General features: G+C 69.4%; 17 protein-coding genes. 14 read left to right on the top strand and 3 right to left on the bottom strand.

Features of this window, described 5'->3' with window-relative positions:
* Positions 1–24 precede the first annotated feature (24 nt).
* Together ACSGC5_RS12975 and lexA are read right to left on the bottom strand one after the other, a co-directional pair.
* Positions 25–1,416, bottom strand: coding sequence for a hypothetical protein (locus tag ACSGC5_RS12975; protein ID WP_434971016.1), 1,392 nt, complete (start codon positions 1,414–1,416; stop codon positions 25–27).
* A gap of 62 nt (positions 1,417–1,478) precedes the next feature.
* Positions 1,479–2,159 carry a transcriptional repressor LexA gene (gene lexA, locus ACSGC5_RS12970; protein WP_434971015.1) on the bottom strand — a complete coding sequence of 227 codons (681 nt, stop codon included), beginning with the start codon at positions 2,157–2,159 and terminating at the stop codon, positions 1,479–1,481.
* 265 nt (positions 2,160–2,424) lie between these two features.
* Between lexA and ACSGC5_RS12965 the strand changes: the two genes are divergently transcribed.
* The 6 genes from ACSGC5_RS12965 to ACSGC5_RS12940 all read left to right on the top strand — a co-directional run bounded on the left by ACSGC5_RS12965 (position 2,425) and on the right by ACSGC5_RS12940 (position 6,854).
* On the top strand, positions 2,425–2,817 hold the full coding sequence (locus ACSGC5_RS12965) for a LysM peptidoglycan-binding domain-containing protein (protein WP_434971014.1): 393 nt from the start codon (positions 2,425–2,427) through the stop codon (positions 2,815–2,817).
* Positions 2,818–2,883: 66 nt separating this feature from the next.
* Complete coding sequence (locus ACSGC5_RS12960; protein WP_434971013.1) at positions 2,884–3,978, top strand: histidinol-phosphate transaminase; 1,095 nt, start codon at positions 2,884–2,886, stop codon at positions 3,976–3,978.
* Positions 3,975–4,580, top strand: a complete 606-nt coding sequence (gene hisB / locus ACSGC5_RS12955) for an imidazoleglycerol-phosphate dehydratase HisB (protein WP_434971012.1) — start codon at positions 3,975–3,977, stop codon at positions 4,578–4,580. Before ACSGC5_RS12960 ends, hisB begins: the two co-directional genes overlap by 4 nt.
* Positions 4,577–5,245 carry an imidazole glycerol phosphate synthase subunit HisH gene (hisH, locus tag ACSGC5_RS12950; protein WP_434971011.1) on the top strand — a complete coding sequence of 223 codons (669 nt, stop codon included), beginning with the start codon at positions 4,577–4,579 and terminating at the stop codon, positions 5,243–5,245. The genes hisB and hisH overlap by 4 nt, the downstream gene beginning before the upstream one ends.
* Before the next feature lie 63 nt (positions 5,246–5,308).
* Positions 5,309–6,055, top strand: a complete 747-nt coding sequence (priA, locus tag ACSGC5_RS12945; protein ID WP_434971010.1) for a bifunctional 1-(5-phosphoribosyl)-5-((5-phosphoribosylamino)methylideneamino)imidazole-4-carboxamide isomerase/phosphoribosylanthranilate isomerase PriA — start codon at positions 5,309–5,311, stop codon at positions 6,053–6,055.
* On the top strand, positions 6,039–6,854 hold the full coding sequence (locus tag ACSGC5_RS12940) for an SseB family protein (RefSeq protein WP_434971009.1): 816 nt from the start codon (positions 6,039–6,041) through the stop codon (positions 6,852–6,854). The genes priA and ACSGC5_RS12940 overlap by 17 nt, the downstream gene beginning before the upstream one ends.
* A 62-nt stretch (positions 6,855–6,916) precedes the next feature.
* Here the strand turns inward: ACSGC5_RS12940 and ACSGC5_RS12935 are convergent, their stop codons facing one another.
* Complete coding sequence (locus tag ACSGC5_RS12935; RefSeq protein WP_434971008.1) at positions 6,917–7,345, bottom strand: DUF1844 domain-containing protein; 429 nt, start codon at positions 7,343–7,345, stop codon at positions 6,917–6,919.
* A 307-nt stretch (positions 7,346–7,652) separates the two neighbouring features.
* On the opposite strand from ACSGC5_RS12935, the gene infC reads away from it, so the two are divergent.
* From infC to ACSGC5_RS12895, 8 genes are all read left to right on the top strand, one after another.
* Positions 7,653–8,243, top strand: a complete 591-nt coding sequence (gene infC / locus ACSGC5_RS12930) for a translation initiation factor IF-3 (RefSeq protein WP_434971031.1) — start codon at positions 7,653–7,655, stop codon at positions 8,241–8,243.
* 48 nt (positions 8,244–8,291) lie between these two features.
* Complete coding sequence (gene rpmI, locus ACSGC5_RS12925; RefSeq protein ID WP_228177767.1) at positions 8,292–8,486, top strand: 50S ribosomal protein L35; 195 nt, start codon at positions 8,292–8,294, stop codon at positions 8,484–8,486.
* A 30-nt stretch (positions 8,487–8,516) separates the two neighbouring features.
* Complete coding sequence (rplT, locus tag ACSGC5_RS12920; protein WP_228177768.1) at positions 8,517–8,900, top strand: 50S ribosomal protein L20; 384 nt, start codon at positions 8,517–8,519, stop codon at positions 8,898–8,900.
* Between the two features lie 84 nt (positions 8,901–8,984).
* A complete protein-coding gene (locus tag ACSGC5_RS12915; RefSeq protein WP_434971007.1) occupies positions 8,985–9,800 on the top strand; it encodes a TrmH family RNA methyltransferase in 816 nt (271 codons plus the stop codon).
* Between the two features lie 33 nt (positions 9,801–9,833).
* Positions 9,834–10,898 carry a phenylalanine--tRNA ligase subunit alpha gene (gene pheS, locus ACSGC5_RS12910; RefSeq protein ID WP_434971006.1) on the top strand — a complete coding sequence of 355 codons (1,065 nt, stop codon included), beginning with the start codon at positions 9,834–9,836 and terminating at the stop codon, positions 10,896–10,898.
* Positions 10,898–13,432, top strand: a complete 2,535-nt coding sequence (gene pheT, locus ACSGC5_RS12905; RefSeq protein ID WP_434971005.1) for a phenylalanine--tRNA ligase subunit beta — start codon at positions 10,898–10,900, stop codon at positions 13,430–13,432. The genes pheS and pheT overlap by 1 nt, the downstream gene beginning before the upstream one ends.
* A 144-nt stretch (positions 13,433–13,576) precedes the next feature.
* Complete coding sequence (locus ACSGC5_RS12900; RefSeq protein WP_434971004.1) at positions 13,577–16,474, top strand: MMPL family transporter; 2,898 nt, start codon at positions 13,577–13,579, stop codon at positions 16,472–16,474.
* Entirely contained in the window at positions 16,471–18,303 is a 1,833-nt protein-coding gene (locus ACSGC5_RS12895) for a YhgE/Pip family protein (RefSeq protein ID WP_434971003.1), read from the top strand. The genes ACSGC5_RS12900 and ACSGC5_RS12895 overlap by 4 nt, the downstream gene beginning before the upstream one ends.
* The last annotated feature ends 165 nt before the right edge of the window (positions 18,304–18,468 follow it).

Here is an 18,468-nt window from a genome sequence, read left to right as displayed (position 1 = left end):
ACCGCCCACGCTACGCGGGATGGGTCAGCCCTTCGGGGGAGAAGCCTCGGACTCGACGATCGTGACCGTTTCGGACTCCTCTGCCGCGGCATCCGGCTCGGCTGCTGCCGCGTCCCGCTCCGACACCACGATCTCGATGATCTCGCGCCGTTGGAGCAGTTCGAGCACCCACGCGACGATCACGGTCGCGAGGAAGACGACGACGTCGCCGAACGAGAGCGGACGAAGCGCCAGGAGCCAGATGACCGCGATCACGACGAGCGCGATGCGGATCGCGACGCGGTACCTCGCGAGGAAGCGTCCGAATCCTCCGGTATCGAGGCCGCGGGCTGCCAGCGTCGCGCGAATGGTCGCGTTGAAGCCGCTGACGCCCCCGCGTGTCGCGATGGCTGACCGGCTCGACCCCATCAGCCAGCCGATGACAGCGATCACGACCCCGAGCAGGGCGATCACGAGCGCGCTCTGGGCCATGGATGCCGTGAGCTGCCCGTAGATCACGCCGATCGCCGAGGGGGAGAGGTCGAGCTGCCCGGCAACGACGGTGCTGGCTGCCCCGCCGATGCCGAAGCCCGCCGCGAGCATGCCGCCGCCGATGAAGATCCCGACCCCGGTGCCGACCACGGCGACGCTGCGGCGCCGAGCGATGGCGATGGCAAGGACGAACAGGGCGATCGTCACGATCGAGAGCCACCACCCGACGGCGTCGGCGAGCGCGTAGACGGTGCGGAAGGCGATGAGCGCCTCCCCATCGCCGATGATGATGGTCTTGTCGATCGCCGGAATGAGACTCGCTACTCCCACGCCGCTCTCGGTGAGCCGGTCCTTGACCTGATCGATGATCGGTCCGAGGGCGATTCCGAGCCCGTCGTCGTCGAGGACGAGGATGCCGCCGCCATCGGCGGTGGCGACGGTCGCGATCGATCGATGAACCCCGCGGAGCGCGAAAGACCAGACGTCGGAGAACGCTTCCGACGCGACGATGCGCTCGACCGCCGAATTCACGAGGCTCTGCACCCCCTGCGCTGCGGGAGCCCGAAGCACGTCAAGTGCGGTGGATGCCGCGGGCGGAAGCCCCAGGCTGTCGATGCCGTCGAAGACCTGGTCGGTCAGCGCCGCGAAATCGACCTGTTCATCGATGGCGGCGGTGGCCTGATCGATGATCAGGTCCTGCACCGCGGGGTCCTCGGTCAGCGGCGCGAACGTCGAGACGAACGCATCCTCATCGACCAGCTGCACGCGCGCCCAGGTGGTCACCACCGATACCGGGACGAGGATCGTGGCGATGACGATGACGAGCGCAGAAAGCGCGGCCCGCCACCACCCGCCGGACGGGGCGGTGCGACCCGCCAGACGGGCATTCTCGGCCTCGAGGGCACGGATGCGGGATTCGAGGTCTTCGGGTGAGAGCGAGCTCATGCGGCCATTCTGGCGGAAGTGTCCCGACCGCCGCGCGCCCGCGAGATAACGACTGCGTCGCGTTACACGGCGCGCAGGACCGCGACGACTTTCCCGAGCACTGTGGCGTCGTCGCCGAGGATCGGTTCGAACGCCGAGTTCCGAGGCAGCAACCACGTGTGACCGTCCCGCTGTCGGAAGGCCTTCACCGTCGCCTCGCCGTCGAGCATCGCGGCCACGATGTCTCCGTTGTCCGCGGTGGCCTGTGAACGCACCACGACCCAGTCACCGTCGCAGATCGCGGCGTCGATCATCGACTCCCCGCTCACCCGCAGCATGAACAACTCGCCCTTGCCGACGAGCTGTCGCGGCAACGGGAAGATCTCCTCGATCTGCTGGTCGGCGGTGATGGGGACGCCGGCGGCGATCCGTCCCACCAGCGGAACCATGGCCGCGTCTCCGACGGCGGGAGAGGTGTCGGCGGGGTTCTCAGCGGCCATGCCGGGAAGATCGATCAGCACCTCCATCGCGCGGGTCTTGCCGGCGTCGCGTCGGAGGTAGCCGCTGAGTTCGAGCTGATTGAGCTGATGGGTCACGCTCGACAGGCTCTTGAGGCCGACCGCGTCGCCGATCTCGCGCATGCTCGGCGGGTACCCGTTGCGGGCAATGGCCCGCTGGATCACCTCGAGAATCGCGAGCTGCTTCTCGCTGAGGCTGCGTCGCCGCCGCGTGCCCGTGCGCTCCCGTGCCGGCTCCTCGTTCATGCCCTTGCTCCTGTCATCGCTCCCGCCCATTCCGCACTCCTCTTCGAATGTCGGAGGTCGGTGATTGCGTGTGTTCATCGAAACGGTAACCGCCTCGGCGGCGTTTCGCGGGTTGCTGGGCCGCGTGTCGTGTTCGAACGGCGCTCGACCCTCACCCCGCTTGACATCGACAATACTCGAAGATAACTTCGGAAGAGAGATTCGTATCCGCCCCTCCCGGCCGAGAGGTGGATACGAATCTCTCCCCGATACGACGGAGGATGACATGACGACGATCGCTCTCAGCCGCCCCGGCGCACCTCGCGCAGAGGTCCGTCCTCGCACGCAGCCCCACCGCACGGCGACGAGACTGCGCCTGACAGCGCGGGGGCGCGCGGTTCTGGCGGCGCTTGCCGCGCTCCCCGCAATCGTCGTGCTCGTAGGCGCGATCCTCGGAGGCGGGGCAGCACTCGCGTCGCTCGAGGGCGGTGCGTCCGCCGGTTCTTTCGAGACGGTCACCGTGATGCCCGGGGACTCCCTCTGGTCGATCGCGGAAGAGATCGCACCGGATGTTGATCCGCGTGATGTCGTGGCGGAGATCGCTCGCCTCAACGGCCTGACCGGCAGTGTCGTCGGGGCCGGCCAGCGGCTGGCGATCCCTACTGCCTATAGCGAGTGATCCTTCCTGCCTACAGCGAGTGATCCTTCGCCCGCGGCCCGCGGCTCGGCCGCGCGGCACCGTACGATGGGACGGGTGACGATCCGCCTCGATGATCTCCCGCTTCGCGACGACCTGCGGGGCCTGACACCCTACGGCGCGCCGCAGGCGCCGCTGCCTGTCGCCTTGAACGTCAACGAGAACACCCACCCGGTGCCGCGGGAGGTGGCAGACGACATCCTCGATGCCATCGGCCGTGCGCTCGGCGAGATCAACCGCTACCCCGACCGTGAGTTCCTGGAATTGCGTGAGGGTTTTGCCGACTACCTCAAGCACGGTCTGTCAGCCGATCAGATCTGGGCCGCCAACGGTTCCAACGAGGTGCTTCAGCACGTGCTGCAGGCGTTCGGGGGGCCGGGGCGTCGCGCCTTCGGGTTCGCCCCCACGTACTCGATGTACCCGCTCCTGACGCGAGCGACCGGCGCGGAGTGGGTGGCGGGGACCCGTGGCGCGGACTACACCCTCGACGCGGACTCGGCAGCCGATCAGGTGGCGGCCGCCGATCCCGATCTGGTGTTCCTGTGCGCGCCGAACAACCCCACGGGCACACCCCTGGGCCTTGACGTCATCGACGCCGTCTACGAGGTGTCGCGCGGAATCGTGGTCGTCGACGAGGCCTATTTCGAGTTCGCGCCTGCCTCCGCCCCCTCAGCGCTCTCGCTGCTGCCCGGTCGCGAAAGACTCCTGGTGTCACGGACCATGAGCAAGGCGTTCGCGTTCGCGGGTGCCCGCGTCGGGTATCTCGCCGCAGATCCTGCCGTCATCGATGCGCTGCGACTGGTGCGTCTGCCCTATCACTTGAGCTCGCTCACGCAGGCCGCAGCGATCGCGGCTCTGTCTCACGCGCCGATCATGCTTCAGATGGTGGACGACATCATCGCTCAGCGCGATCGCATCTCTGCGACCGTCGAGGCGCTCGGCTACCGGGCGTACGAGTCGTGGACCAACTTCGTGCTCTTCAGCGGCGTCGAAGATCCTCGGCGGACCTGGCAGCAGCTCTACGATCGCGGCATCCTGGTGCGCGACATCGGTATCCCGCGGAGCCTGCGCGTGTCTGCGGGGACCGAGGAGGAGACCACCGCGTTCTTGGAGGCACTCGCGTCGATAGACTCTCGCGCATGAGCAGCAGTCGAACCGCGACGGTGACCCGCGCGACGAGCGAATCCCGCGTCGAGCTGAGCCTGGACCTCGACGGCACGGGCGCGAGCACGATCGATACCGGCGTTCCGTTCTACGACCACATGCTCACGGCGTTCGCCAAACACTCCCTCACCGACCTGACGATCCGCGCCGAGGGAGACATCGACATCGACGCGCACCACACCGTCGAGGACGTGGCGATCGTGCTCGGCGACGCGATCCGCGAGGCGCTCGGCGACAAGTCCGGCATCTCCCGTTACGGTGACGCCCTCGTCCCCCTCGATGACGCTCTGGCGCAGGCGGTCGTCGACATCAGCGGGCGCCCGTATCTCGTTCACGACGGCGAGCCCGACGGGTTCGCCCTCCACCTGATCGGTGGTCACTTCACCGGATCGCTCGTGCGACACACGTTCGAGGCGATCAGCTATCACGCCGGACTCACCGTCCACCTCCGGGTGCTCGCCGGCCGCGACCCCCACCACATCGCGGAGGCCGAGTACAAGGCGTTCGCGCGTGCGTTCCGCCAGGCGAAGGCGATCGACCCTCTCGTGCACGGCATCCCGAGCACGAAGGGCGCGCTGTGACGGCGGTGTCCGATTCCGCCGCGCGCCCCACGGTGGCGGTCCTGGACTACGGCTCGGGCAATGTCCACTCAGCCGTCAAGGCGCTCATCCTTGCCGGTGCGGACGCGCGTTTGACGGATGATCGAGACGAGATCATGGCCGCTGACGGGCTCGTCGTGCCCGGCGTGGGAGCCTTCCGGTCGGTCGTCGATGCGCTGCGGCACTCGCGTGCCGATCAGCTCATCGAGCGGCGCCTGGCGGGGGGACGGCCGGTTCTCGGGATCTGCGTCGGGATGCAGGTGATGTTCGAGCACGGTGTGGAACGCGGCTCCGACAGCATCGGCCTGGGTCAGTGGCCGGGCGCCGTCACCGAGCTCGACGCGCCGGTGCTCCCGCACATGGGGTGGAACACCGTCGAGGCCGGATCGGGCTCGACGCTGTTTCGCGGGATCGAGACGGAGCGGTTCTACTTCGTTCACTCGTACGCTGCTCAGAAGTGGACGCTGGAAGCCCAGGAGCCCTTCCCGGCCGCCGTGGTGACGTGGGCCACCCACGGGGTGCCCTTCGTGGCAGCCGTGGAGAACGGTCCCCTCAGCGCGACGCAATTCCACCCCGAGAAATCAGGGGATGCCGGCATCCGTCTGCTCGCGAATTGGATCGAGAGCCTGGACGCGGCTACCCTCTGAACTCGTGCCTGCCCCCGAGAGCCGTCGGCGTGCCGCGGGCTCCGTGAACCCGCCCGAGGAACCATGAACGACTTCGCGTCTACGCCCGAACTCATCCTCCTGCCCGCCGTCGACGTCGCCGACGGAAAGGCGGTGCGGCTGACGCAGGGCGCCGCGGGATCCGAGACGAGCTATGGCGACCCCGTCGACGCGGCGGTCGACTGGGCGCGGCAGGGGGCGCAGTGGATCCACCTCGTCGACCTCGACGCCGCATTCGGCCGAGGAAGCAACGCGGGGATCATCCGCAAGGTCATCAAGCAGGTCAAGGGCGTCCGCGTCGAGGTCTCGGGCGGCATCCGTGATGACCGCAGCCTCGAGCTGGCGCTCGAGTACGGCGCCGAGCGGGTGAATCTGGGTACCGCGGCCCTTGAAAACCCCGAGTGGGCTGCCGATGTGATCGGGCGCTACGGGGAGCTCGTCGCCGTGGGTCTCGATGTGCGTGGGACGACTCTCGCCGCGCGCGGCTGGACGGAGGAGGGCGGTGACCTCTGGGCGGTGCTGGACCGACTCGAGGATGCCGGATGCAGCCGCTATGTCGTGACCGATGTCACCAAGGACGGCACGCTGCGAGGCCCGAACCTCGATCTGCTGCGCGAGGTGACCTCACGCACGCCCAAGCCCGTGATCGCCTCGGGCGGCGTCGCGACCCTCGATGACATCGCTGCTCTGCGCGAACTGGTCCCGCTCGGCGTGGAGGGCGCGATCGTCGGGAAGGCCCTGTACTCGGGTGCCTTCACCCTGGCCGAGGCGCTGGATGTCGCCGGAGGCTGACGACGCACCGCTGCCGCCCCGGGCGCCGCGTGACGGATCGGCCCCCGCGGCCGACTCCGCGGGGTTTCCGTGGGCGGGGCGCAGTTTCGAGGCGAACCCGTTCGCGGGCGATGACGGCTCGGCAGACCCTGCGCTCATCGAAGCCCTCACGCGGTTTCGTGCGGGGGACGCCTCCGTTGTCGGCGTCATCGAGGCGTACCGGGCGGCGCGGCTGCTCATCCCGCTGATCGCCGAGAAGGGCGATGAGGGCGTCGGCGCGCATGGGCTGACCGTGGACAAGACGCAGGAGTTGTCGATCGTCACCGTCGCCGCGCCTGACGGGAGGCGCGTGCTGCCCGTGTTCTCTTCGGTCGCCACGATGAGTGCGTGGGACAGCGCGGCACGGCCGGTTCCCGCCGACGGTGTGCGCACGGCAGCTGCCGCCGTCGAGGACGGAACAGACCTCATCGTGCTCGATCCTGGATCGGACACCGAGTTCGTCATCCGTCGCCCCGCGGTGTGGGCGATCGCGCAGGGACAGGCGTGGGAGCCTGCGCACACCTCACCCGAGGTGTTCGCGGGATTTCAGGAGAGCATCGGGGCCGAACTCGCGGTCCTCGACCTCGCGCTGGCGCCGGGGGACCCGGATGGTCGGGGGAGGGGACCCGAGGTGCAGGTGCAGCTCGATCTCATGCCGGGACTCGATCGCAACGAGCTCGATGCCGTGCTCCAGCGGCTCGCGAAGCGCTGGGCGGCAGATGACCGCATCGCGGTGCTGGTGGACTCGCTGACCGTCAAAATCCGGCGCTCGCAGGTCTGAGGCGGGCGCTGGACGGTCGCCATCGCCGCGCGACCGCGGTCGTCGCTGGGGGGAGTTCGTCCTCAGGTGACGGGTCCGGTCCACTTCTCGCCGGGGCCCTTGCCGATCGGGTCGGGGATCGCGGATGCTTCACGGAACGCCAGCTGCAGCGAACGCAACCCGTCTCGCAGTGACCGGGCGTGCATGTCGCTGATCTCGGGTGCACCTGCCGTGATGAGACCGGCGAGGGCGTTGATGAGCTTGCGGGCCTCATCGAGGTCGCGCTCGCGCTCGGGGTCGTCGGCGAGGCCCACCTTCACAGCCGCGGCGCTCATGAGGTGGACGGCGGTCGTCGTGATGACCTCGACCGCGGGAACGTCGGCGATGTCCCGGGAGGCTGCCGCGGCGGCCTCGGCATCCTCGTCCCAGCGTCGTTCGCGCTCCCGGTCGCGGCGGTCGCGCGATCCGTCCTCGGATGCTGCGGGGTCGGGGAAACCGGGAATCGTGGTCACGTGATGCCTTCTGCTAGACTTATGCGGGCTCCGGAGCATTTCGCCCCGGAAACGAAAGAGGATCACATCCCACCCGCGCTTGCCGCTCAAGGCTACCGGGTCCACGCACTCCGCTCCGTCTCGCACCATGTGTGTTCGACGGGGTAGCGCTCGACATCCACGGTCGAGCGGGAGGGTGCAGAAAGCCGGTGCAGCGCGCCGTGCGGGTGGAGTGCTCTGATCTCACCCGCGGCGCACCCCGTGTCGCGGTGCCTTCCACCCGCACGAAGAGGAGTTCCGCATCAGCGATCCCCGCATCAACGAGCGCATTCGCGTGCCCGAGGTCCGCTTGGTCGGTCCCGGCGGCGAGCAGGTCGGTGTCGTTCGCATCGAAGTCGCGCAGCGTCTGGCACAAGAGGCCGATCTCGACCTGGTCGAGGTTGCCCCGAACTCGAAGCCGCCCGTGGTCAAGATCATGGACTACGGCAAGTTCAAGTACGAGGCTGCGCAGAAGGCGAAGGAAGCGCGACGCAACCAGGCCAACACGGTTCTCAAAGAGGTCCGGTTCCGCTTGAAGATCGAACCGCACGACTACGAGACCAAGCGCAAGCACGCGGAGTCGTTCCTCAAGGCCGGTGACAAGGTCAAGGCGATGATCCTGTTCCGCGGGCGTGAGCAGTCGCGTCCCGAACAGGGCGTGCGTCTGCTGCGTCGGTTCGCGGAGGATGTCGCCGAATGGGGCACCGTCGAATCCAACCCCACGATCGACGGCCGCAACATGACGATGGTGATCGCGCCGCACAAGAACAAGTCCGAGGCGAAGGCCGAGCAGAACGCTCAGCGCGCAGCCACCAAGGAGGCCGCGCGCCAGTCCGCCCGAGGCGACAGCACCGAGCCGACGGCCGCTCCCGCCGAGTAGGCCCCCCAGACTCCCGCCCGGCGGGAACACACAACGAAGGATAAGAAGATGCCGAAGCAGAAGACCCACTCGGGTGCCAAGAAGCGCTTCAAGGTCACCGGAACCGGGAAGATCAAGAAGCAGCAGGCGAACCTCCGCCACAACTTCGAAGGCAAGCCCACCAAGCGCACGCGCCGTCTGTCGGCGGACAAGATGCTCGCCCCCGGTGACGCGAAGGTCGCCAAGAAGCTTCTGGGCATCTGAGCGCCCCGGCACGAACAGGAACGAAACGAAATGGCTAGAGTCAAGCGGGCTGTCAACGCCCACAAGAAGCGTCGCGTCATCCTCGAGCGCGCATCCGGCTACCGCGGACAGCGTTCGCGCCTGTACCGCAAGGCGAAGGAGCAGGTCACCCACTCGCTCGTCTACGCGTACCGCGACCGCCGCAAGCGCAAGGGCGACTTCCGTCGCCTGTGGATCCAGCGCATCAACGCGGCGAGCCGCCAGAACGGTCTCACCTACAACCGCTTCATCCAGGGTCTGAACCTGGCGGGCGTGCAGGTCGACCGCCGGATGCTGGCAGAGCTCGCCGTCAACGAGCCGAAGGTCTTCGCCTCGCTCGTGGACACCGCCAAGAAGGCACTGCCCAGCGACGTCAACGCACCCAAGTCCGCCTGAGCGGCCGAACAGTGCGCGAAGGGCGCCTCCGGATCGGAGGCGCCCTTCGCGTGCGTGAGGGGACGGTACCCCTAAACTGGGCGCGTGCTGGAGAATCCGCGATCGCCGCGCGTGCGCGCGGTCGCGAAGCTGTCCAAGCGCAGCGCCCGGCAAGAGACCGGACTCTTCCTGCTCGAGGGACCGCAGGCTGTCCGAGAAGCCCTCACGTATCGTCCCGATGCACTGGTGGAGCTCTACACGACGCCCGCCGCGCTCGACCGTCACACAGACATCCGTGAGGCCGCACGCGAGTCGGGTCTGGACATCGATCTCGCCAGCGAAGCGGTCCTCGACGCCATGGCCGACACCGTCACCCCCCAGGGGATCGTCGCCGTCGCCCGGCAGACCCCGTCCACCGTGGCGGAGGTGTTCGACGCACTGCCCCGGCTGGTCGCCATCTGCGAGCAGGTGCGTGATCCGGGCAACCTCGGCACCATCATCCGCGCCGCCGACGCCGCCGGTGCGGACGCCGTCGTCCTGACGGGCAAGTCCGTCGACCCGTACAACCCGAAGGTCGTGCGTTCGACGACGGGTTCGCTGTTTCACCTGCCGATCGCGGTCGGTGTGGAACTGCCCGAGGCGGTGGAGCGGGCACATGCTGCCGGCATCCGGGTCGTTGCCGCAGATGTGGACGGCACCGACTTCCTGGCCTCGCGGGACCTGCTGGCGGAGCCGACGGCGTGGCTGTTCGGCAACGAGGCGCGCGGTCTCGAGGAGGATGCCCTCTCGCACGCGGACCTGTCGCTGCGTCTGCCGATCTACGGCAAAGCCGAATCGCTCAATCTCGCGACGGCGGCGAGCGTGTGCCTGTACGAGACGGCCTTCGCGCAGCGCTCGGTCCGCGTGGGTGCGCCCGGCTGATCGCCTCCTGGCGCGTCGGTAGACTCGTCTCTCGTGTCTGATGCTGCCGGCCCCGAGGCTTCTCGCCCTCCCGTGATCACCCCCGAGGCGGTGGAGTCCGCTGTCTCCGATGCGCTGACAGCGATCGCCGCCGCCGACGACACCGCCTCGCTCAAGGCTGCTCGCGCGGCCCATGTCGGCGAGGGGTCGCCGCTTGCCCGCCTCAATGCGACGCTTCGCGATGTCGCCCCCGACCGCAAGGCCGAGTTCGGAAAGCTCATCGGGCAGGCGCGCGGTCGAGTCACGCAGGCGCTCGGTGCCCGCGAAGCGGAGGTCGAGGCCGCCGAACTGCGGGCCCGACTGGAGGCAGAGGCCATCGACGTCACCGCGCTGCCCACGCGCGCCCGCGTCGGCGCCCGGCATCCACTGACCCTTCTCCAGGAGGAGATCGCGGATGTGTTCGTCGGGATGGGCTGGGAGGTCGCCGAAGGCCCCGAGCTCGAACACGAGTGGTTCAACTTCGACGCCCTGAACTTCGACGTCGACCACCCCGCGCGCCAGATGCAGGACACGTTCTTCGTCGACCCCGTGGATCGGCATCTGGTCATGCGCACACACACGAGCCCCGTGCAGGTGCGTTCGATGCTCGACCGCGAGCTGCCCGTCTACGTCGTGTGCCCCGGGCGGGTGTACCGGACCGACGAGTTCGACGCCACCCACCTGCCGGTCTTCTCGCAGGTCGAGGGCCTCGTGATCGACAAGGGCATCACGATGGCCCACTTGAAGGGCACTCTCGACCACTTCGCGCGCGTCCTGTTCGGACCCGAGGCCAAGACCCGCCTGCGCACGAACTACTTTCCGTTCACCGAGCCCTCCGCCGAGCTCGATCTCTGGCACCCCACCTTCAAGGGTGGCGCCCGCTGGATCGAGTGGGGCGGGTGCGGCATGGTCAACCCGAACGTCCTGCGCGCGGCGGGCATCGACCCGGAGGAGTACTCCGGCTTCGCCTTCGGCATGGGGATCGAGCGCACGCTCATGTTCCGCAGCGACGTCAAGGACATGCGGGACATGGCCGAGGGTGATATCCGCTTCAGCGAGCAGTTCGGGATGGTGGTGTGATGCGCGTTCCGCTGTCGTGGCTGCGTGAGTTCGTCGAGGTTCCCGCCGAGGCGACGCCGGAGGACATTCTGGCCTCGCTCGTGTCGGTCGGGTTCGAGGAGGAGGACATCCACCGCTTCGAGCTGTCCGGCCCGATCGTTGTCGGCGAGGTGCTCGAGTTCGTCGCTGAGCCCCAGTCCAACGGCAAGACGATCCGGTGGTGCCAGGTCCGGGTCGCCGACGGCGAGGGCACGGATGCCGAGCCTGCCGTCCGCGGCATCGTGTGCGGCGCCAGCAACTTCTTCGTCGGCGACAAGGTCGTCGTGACCCTCCCGGGTGCGGTGCTTCCCGGACCCTTCCCGATCGCGGCGCGCAAGACCTACGGGCACGTGTCGGATGGGATGATCGCTTCGGCCAAGGAGCTCGGACTCGGGCAGGACCACTCCGGCATCCTTCGGCTGGTCGAACTCGGCATCGATGCTCCCGTCGGGTCGGACGCGATCGCGCTGCTGGGACTGGACGATGAAGCGGTCGAGATCAACGTGACTCCCGACCGCGGCTACGCCCTGTCGATCCGCGGTGTCGCCCGGGAATACGCACACGCGACCGGCGCTGCGTTCCGCGACCCGGCCGACCGGCCGTGGCCGGAGGTCGACCCGGGAGAGGGTTTCCCGCTCAGCGTCGAGGACGCGAGTCCCATTCGTGGTCGGGTCGGTGCCACTGAGTTCGTTGCCCGCCTGGTGCGCGACGTGGATGCCTCCAAGCCCACTCCGCCGTGGATGATCACCCGGCTGGCCCTGGCCGGCATCCGTCCCCTCGGCATCCTGATCGACATCACCAACTACGTGATGCTCGAGCTGGGAAACCCCATCCACGGCTACGACTACGACGCCCTGCGCGGGGGCATCACCGTCCGCCGCGCCCGTGCCGGCGAGAAGCTCGAGACACTCGACGGGCAGGTCCGCACGCTCGACCCCGAGGACCTGCTCATCACCGACGAGTCCGGACCCATCGGGCTGGCGGGTGTCATGGGCGGAGCAACCACCGAGATGGGCCCCGCCACCCGCAACGTCCTGATCGAGGCCGCGACCTTTGACCCCGTCTCGATCGCGCGTACGGCCCGCCGCCACAAGCTCCCCTCGGAAGCGTCGCGCCGTTTCGAACGGGGCGTCGATCCCGCCATCCCGTTCGTCGCCGCACGCCGCGTCGCCGATCTCATGGTGCAGCTGGCCGGGGGGACACTCGATGAGTCGTTCGGCGGCGCCCTTCGCGCAGGCCATGAGCAGCCGGCGATCGAGCTGCCCCGTGGATTCGTGTCCGGGCTCATCGGTGTCGACTACACCCCGGATCAGATCGTCGAGGCACTGCGTCTGATCGGCTGCGACCTCGAGGACGCCGGGGTGGACCCGAGCGCGCCCTGGCTCGTCTTCCCACCGTCGTGGCGCCCGGACCTCACCGACCGGTGGACACTGGCCGAGGAGGTCGCGCGGATCCACGGGCTCGACCAGGTGCCCTCCGTCCTGCCGACGCCGCCCTCCGGCCGCGGGCTGACGCCTGCCCAGCGTGCGCGGCGCCGCGTCTCCAACGCCCTGGCCGCGGCCGGCTACGTCGAGACGCCGTCGTTCCCGTTCGCGACCGCCGAGGACAACGACCTCCACGGCAGTGCCGACGGTTCGCGCCTCCCGAGCGTCAAACTCGCCAATCCGCTCGACGGCCAGCTTCCGTTCCTGCGCCGCTCGCTCATTCCGGGACTGCTTCAGGTCGCCCACCGCAACCTCTCGCGCGGTCTCGTGGATCTTGCCCTGTTCGAGACCGGCGTCGTGTTCCTGCCGTCCGAGGGAGTCGAGTACGGCACACCGTTCGTTCCGCCCCTGGGCGTTCGGCCGGATGCGTCCACGCTCGCCGCGCTCGACGCCTCGATCCCACCGCAGCCGCGTCACGTCGCGATTCTGCTGACGGGCATGCGCGTCGCGAAGCAGCCCGGGCAAGCTCCGGAACCGGCAGACCTCGCCGACGTCGTCGATGCGGTTCGCACCGTGGCCGCGGCGGCCGGGGTCGACGTGCACATCGTGCAGACGCGGCGCGCGGCGCTGCATCCGGGCCGTGCGGGCGAGGTCCGGGTCGGCGATGTCGCGATCGGCTACGTCGGCGAACTCCTGCCTTCCGTCGCGGCCGCCGCCGACCTGCCCGGTCGCGTCGTCGTCGCCGAGCTCGATCTCGACGCGGCGCTGTCCCTCGCGGGGGAGCGGGTCGTGGCGGCCTCCCTGTCCGGTTTTCCCGCCGCGACGCAGGATGTCTCCCTCGTGGTGTCGACGCAGATCCCGGCCGGAGACGTCGAGGCTGCGCTTGTCGCGGGCAGCGGCGACCTGCTCGAGGCGGTCCGGCTCGTCGACGACTACCGTGGGACCGGCATCCCGGAGGGGACGAAGAGCCTGACCTTCGCTCTGCGCTTCCGTGCGCCGGATCGCACCCTCACGGCAGCGGAGGCGACGGAGGCAAAGCTCGCCGGCGTCGCCGTCGCTGCGGAGCGCGTCGGAGCCCGCATCCGCGAGTGACGCATCGCGCGCCCGCCTCCGGTGGCGCGGCGACGCGGAAGCCAGATCCCACGGCAGCATGATCGGCCCGCTACGCTGGCGGACGGGTCTGGGCACGGGTGCCGGGCCCCCCTTTCGACGACGACCTGGACAGGAGTTGTGGCGATGTCCTCGTTCTTGTACCGGGTAGGACGCTTCGCCGCCCGCCGACGATGGACGGTCATCCTGGTGTGGCTGGCCGTCGTGGTCGGCGCCTCGGCGCTGGCCGGTGCCTTGGGCAACCACCTCCAGTCGAGCTTCACCGTTCCGGGCACCCAGGCGCAGTCCGCCCTGGATGCCCTCGAGCAGCGATTCCCGCAGATCAGCGGCGCGAGTGCGAAAGTCGTCGTCGCGGCGCCGTCGGGCGAGGATGTCTCGACGAGCCAGGATCTCGTCGTGGCAGCCTGTGAGGACATCGCCGCGCTCGAGGACGTCGTGGCCGTCACCTGCCCGTACCCGATGGCCGCAAGCGGGTCGACTGCCGCGTCGGATGGTGCCGCATCGCAGATCTCCGCGAACGGCGACATGGCGTTCATCTCGGTGCAGCTGTCGGTCGCCGCAACAGATATCCCCGATACGCTCGTGAGCTCCGTGTCGGCGGCCACGGAGCCGCTCGCGAATGCCGGACTGACCGTTGCGGTGTCGGGGTTGGCTGCCAGTTCGTCATCCGGAGTCGACTGGACCGAACTCATCGGGATGGGTGTCGCGTACCTTGTCCTGGCCATCACGTTCGGATCCCTCATCGCCGCGGGCATTCCGCTGGTGACCGCGGCGCTGGGCGTCGGGCTGTCCGCGAGCGCCATCACGATCGTCGCCGCGCTCGCGCCCGTTTCGTCGACGGCGCCGGTCCTCGCGACGATGCTGGGGCTTGCCGTCGGCATCGATTACGCGCTCCTGATCACCTCGCGGCACCGTGACAATCTGCGCGAGGGGATGGATCCCGCCGAGTCGGTCGCGGTCGCGATCGCGACAGCGGGCACCGCCGTCGTCTTCGCCGGAATGACCGTCATGATCGCTCTGGTCGGGCTGGGAGTGGCGGGCATACCGTTCCTCACCGTCATGGGGCTCGGTGCTGCCGGCGCCGTCCTGACCGCGCTCCTGGTCGCGGTGACGCTGCTCCCGGCGATCCTCTCGCTCCTGGGACACCGACTGGTTCCGCGAGGTCGCGCCGCGCGCCACGGCACTGCTCCGGTGCGTACCGCGCGGTGGGTGAAGATCGTCACCGCTCAGCCTCTGCTCACGGCGATCGGTGTTGCGGCGGCACTGGCGGTGCTCGCCATTCCGGCATCCGGACTGCGGCTGACCCTCCCGGATGCCGGGTACGACCCGCCGGGGTCCGAGGCACGGGTCGCCTACGACCTGCTCGACACCGGCTTCGGCCCCGGATTCAACGGGCCGCTGCTCGTGACGGCCGATATCTCTCGGACGCTTCAGATCGAGCAGGCGCTCGACGCCCTCGACGATGCGTTCCAGAACGTTCCCGGCGTTGCTGCGGTATCGCAGGCGTTCCCCAACGAAGCGCTCGATATGGCTGTCGTGACGATCACTCCCGACAGTTCGCCCTCCTCCGACCAGACCGCCCAGCTCGTCCAGACCCTGCGCGACCAGGCACCGGCGTTCGAGGCGGCCCACGGATTCACGTACGAGATCACGGGTCAGACAGCTCTTGCGATCGACATCTCCGACCGGCTCGCGGCCGCGATGCTGCCGTTCGCGATCGTCGTCGTCGGCTTGAGCCTGGTCCTGCTCACAATCATGTTCCGCTCCCTCGCGGTGCCGATCACGGCGACGTTCGGGTACCTGCTGACCGTGGGCGCAGGCCTGGGGGTTGCCACTGTCGTCTTCGAATGGGGGTGGGGCGCGTCGCTGCTCGGAGTCGGCAAGGTCGGACCAGTCATCAGCTTCATGCCGATCCTCGTCATGGCGGTGCTGTTCGGACTCGCCATGGACTACCACGTGTTCCTCGTCTCCCGGATGCGGGAACGATTCGTCGACTCCGGGGATGCGCGTGCGTCCGTTCTCGACGGCTTCTCGGCGTCGGCGCGTGTCATCACCGTGGCCGCGCTCATCATGTTCTCGGTGTTCTTCTCCTTCGTGCCCGGCGGAAACGCCATCATCCAGCCGATCGCCCTTGCGCTGGCCATCGGCGTGCTCATCGACGCCTTCGTCGTGCGGATGACGCTTATTCCCGCGCTCATGGCACTGCTGGGCGCGCACGCCTGGTGGCTTCCGCGGTGGCTCGACGCTCTCCTCCCGGATGCCGATATCGAGGGTGAGGCGGTTCGTCGGATGCTCGACCAGCGGGCGTGGCGCGAGGCCGACAGGGACGTCCGCGGCGACGGCATCCACGCGCACGAGGCAACGTTCGGCGACTCCGCACCGGTCACCGTGGATCTTCCGCGGGCCGGCGTGCTGGTCGTTCACGGCCCCGAGGCCGCGGCAGTATGCGCGGGCCTGGCCGGGCGCCTGCCCGACATCCGTGGCGATCTGGCCGTGGGCGGCCGCCTCATCCCGTTCGAGCGTGAACCGCTCTCACGCGTATCGACCCTCGTCCCCGCGATTCCGGCCCCGACCGATGCGAGCACTCTCGCGGAGCACGTGCGCCGCCTCATCCGACTCGACGGGGGAAAGGGCGATCGGCGGGCGCGCGCGCGTCGCGCGATCGAGATCTGGAGCGACTTGCGTGCTGACCCACGGGTGCTCGAGCAGATCGACGTGCCGATGTCGCTGCTCGACGAGAGCCAGCGCTGGACGCTCGATGCCGCCGCAGCGCTTGCGTGCGCAGCCGACGTGACGGTGCTGGACATGCGCCGCCGGCCCGACCAGGCGGCGCTGCTGGAGAGCGTCCTGCGGGCCGCATCCTCGTCGACGACGCTCGTGCTCGCCGTGGACGACGCCCTCGTCGACCTGGCCGCCCTCCCTGCCGTCGCAACGTCGGTGCGACGCGAAGTGCGCGTTGTTCGAGCGCTGCATACCGCGAGCAGCCGCGGCGCCCTCGAACCTGCGAGCGAGGTGATCGTGTGACCGGGTTATCGAGCCTGCTGGTCGGTGGGGGACGCGGAAGGGCGATCGCGCTCGCGGTCTTCGCGATCGTCATCCCGCTGCTGGTGATGCTGACGCTCCTGCCGCGTCCGACCCAGGAACAGGTGCCGGTCGCGGTCGTGAACCTCGATGTCCCGATCGAGAACGGCGGTACTCCCGTGGCCGCCGGCAAGCTCGTAACCGAGAATCTGCTCACCGCAAACGACGGCATCGCCTGGACCCTGACGGATGCGGCGACAGCCGATCAGGGTCTCGCCATGGGCACGTACCTCGCGGTCGTCACGATTCCCGCAGACTTCTCGAAGGATGTCGCAACTCTCGGCACCGATGCGCCGACTCAGGCCCAGCTGAGCGTGCAGACCAGCACCCGCCACGGATATCTCTCGGGTGTGCTCGCCGAGGCCCTGGCCGCGGGCTTGCCGCGGGGCGTCGAGGCTCAGCTGACCTCCGGGTACGTGACGGGCACGCTGGATGCGTTCGCCGAGCTACACAGCGGCATCAGCCAGGCCGCCGGGGGAGCGGGAGAGCTCGCGACCGGCATCCGGGGCGCCGCCGACGGCGCGCAGATCCTGACACAGGGACAGCGAGAGCTCGTCACGGGCTTGGAGGGCATCGGTACGGTCCTGCGCGCCCTGCCGGACGGGGTCCGCGATCTGGGTGCGCTCAGCGCGGCAGCCGGGTCGGATGCCGCGGCCCTGGCCGGCTCACTGGCCGGCGCCGCGCTCGAGGCGGAGGCACTCTCGCTCGCGCAGGATCTCGGAGTCGCCGACCTCGACGTGATCGCCGCGCTGATCTCGGCCGACCCGACCGCCCCCGCGGGCGATCTGCTCGACGATATCCTCGCGCTGCGCGCCGGTGCGGCAGCGATCGCCGCCGACCTGGACGGCCAGGCCGGCGCTCTGGCGAGCGATGCCGTCGACGCGGCAGAGCTTGCCGTCGGCGCGGATGTCGTCGCCGACCTGGCAGGCCCCGCGGCATCGGCACTCACAGAACTCGCCACCGCGCAACAGGCCGCGGTGGCGGGCGCGTCGGATCTGGCAACGGGCATGGCCGACCTCGCGAGCGGACTCGACGCCGCCGCGGCCGGGGCTGCCGACCTGGCGGGCGGACTGGATGCTGCGGCATCCGACATCCCCGACTACTCCGCCGCCCAGCAGCAGAGCATCGCGAACGTCGTCGCCTCACCCATCGGGGTCACGACCACGAGCATCGGGGGGCCCGACACCGCGCTCGCCGCCGCGGTCGCCGCACTGGCGCCGGTATCGCTGTGGCTCGGCGCGCTCGCGACGTTCCTGGTGGTCGCGCCGTTCGCGCGGGCCTCGCTGATCACCCCCGCGACCCCGGCGCACCTCGCGGCGGACGCCGCGCTCGTGGTGATCGGCGTCGCCGCCGTGCAGTCGCTGCTGGTCTGGCTCGGCATCGCCGTCCTGGGCGTCGCCCCCGACCGCATCGCGGTGGCCTTCGCGCTCACGCTTGCCGCGGCCGTGTCTTTCGCCCTGTTCCACCAGGCCCTCACGGCGCTGTTCGGCCGCGCCGGACTCATCGTGTCGGTGCTGGCGCTGGGCATCCAGCTCGTGGCCGCCGGCACGCTGCAGCCGGTCACCGACGGGTCGCTCGCCGCCACGCCGTTCTCGATCCTCCCGCTGAGTCTTGCCTTGCAGGGGGCGGACGCGCTGGTCGGAGGGTCGCTGCACGAGGTCCTCGGAACGGCGATCGGTCTGCTCTTGTGGAGCGTGCTCGCGTTCGTTGGCACGATCGTCGGTGTCCGTCGCGCGCGGGCGCGGGCGGTGAGCGCGCTGCTGCCGGCGTGACCTATGACCTAGACCCGTGTCGATTTGCGGCGCGGGCGCCCGGATCGGTACTCTCGCGACATGTTCTCGGCACGGCACGGCTTCGTCGCTCCCGCGGCGACAGTCGCCATGCTGCGCCGACGCCTGGGCGGTCGCCGACTCTAGGCGACCCCGCTGCGCGCGCGT

Origin of the sequence: Microbacterium sp. bgisy207 (genome assembly GCF_965345035.1) — a bacterium.
In the GTDB taxonomy this organism is placed as follows: domain Bacteria; phylum Actinomycetota; class Actinomycetes; order Actinomycetales; family Microbacteriaceae; genus Microbacterium.
Note: the sequence above shows the minus strand (reverse complement) of the source record. Positions and strands in the feature narration are given on the sequence as shown.

Excerpts from the sequence above, each read along its gene's own strand:
- hisB (WP_434971012.1), top strand. The coding sequence starts at position 3,975 with ATGAGCAGCAGTCGAACCGCGACGGTGACCCGCGCGACGAGCGAATCC.
- priA (WP_434971010.1), top strand. The coding sequence starts at position 5,309 with ATGAACGACTTCGCGTCTACGCCCGAACTCATCCTCCTGCCCGCCGTC.
- ACSGC5_RS12960 (WP_434971013.1), top strand. The coding sequence starts at position 2,884 with ATGGGACGGGTGACGATCCGCCTCGATGATCTCCCGCTTCGCGACGAC.
- ACSGC5_RS12940 (WP_434971009.1), top strand. The coding sequence starts at position 6,039 with ATGTCGCCGGAGGCTGACGACGCACCGCTGCCGCCCCGGGCGCCGCGT.
- rpmI (WP_228177767.1), top strand. The coding sequence starts at position 8,292 with ATGCCGAAGCAGAAGACCCACTCGGGTGCCAAGAAGCGCTTCAAGGTC.
- rplT (WP_228177768.1), top strand. The coding sequence starts at position 8,517 with ATGGCTAGAGTCAAGCGGGCTGTCAACGCCCACAAGAAGCGTCGCGTC.
- ACSGC5_RS12900 (WP_434971004.1), top strand. The coding sequence starts at position 13,577 with ATGTCCTCGTTCTTGTACCGGGTAGGACGCTTCGCCGCCCGCCGACGA.
- pheT (WP_434971005.1), top strand. The coding sequence starts at position 10,898 with ATGCGCGTTCCGCTGTCGTGGCTGCGTGAGTTCGTCGAGGTTCCCGCC.
- lexA (WP_434971015.1), bottom strand. The coding sequence starts at position 2,159 with ATGAACGAGGAGCCGGCACGGGAGCGCACGGGCACGCGGCGGCGACGC.
- ACSGC5_RS12965 (WP_434971014.1), top strand. The coding sequence starts at position 2,425 with ATGACGACGATCGCTCTCAGCCGCCCCGGCGCACCTCGCGCAGAGGTC.
- ACSGC5_RS12975 (WP_434971016.1), bottom strand. The coding sequence starts at position 1,416 with ATGAGCTCGCTCTCACCCGAAGACCTCGAATCCCGCATCCGTGCCCTC.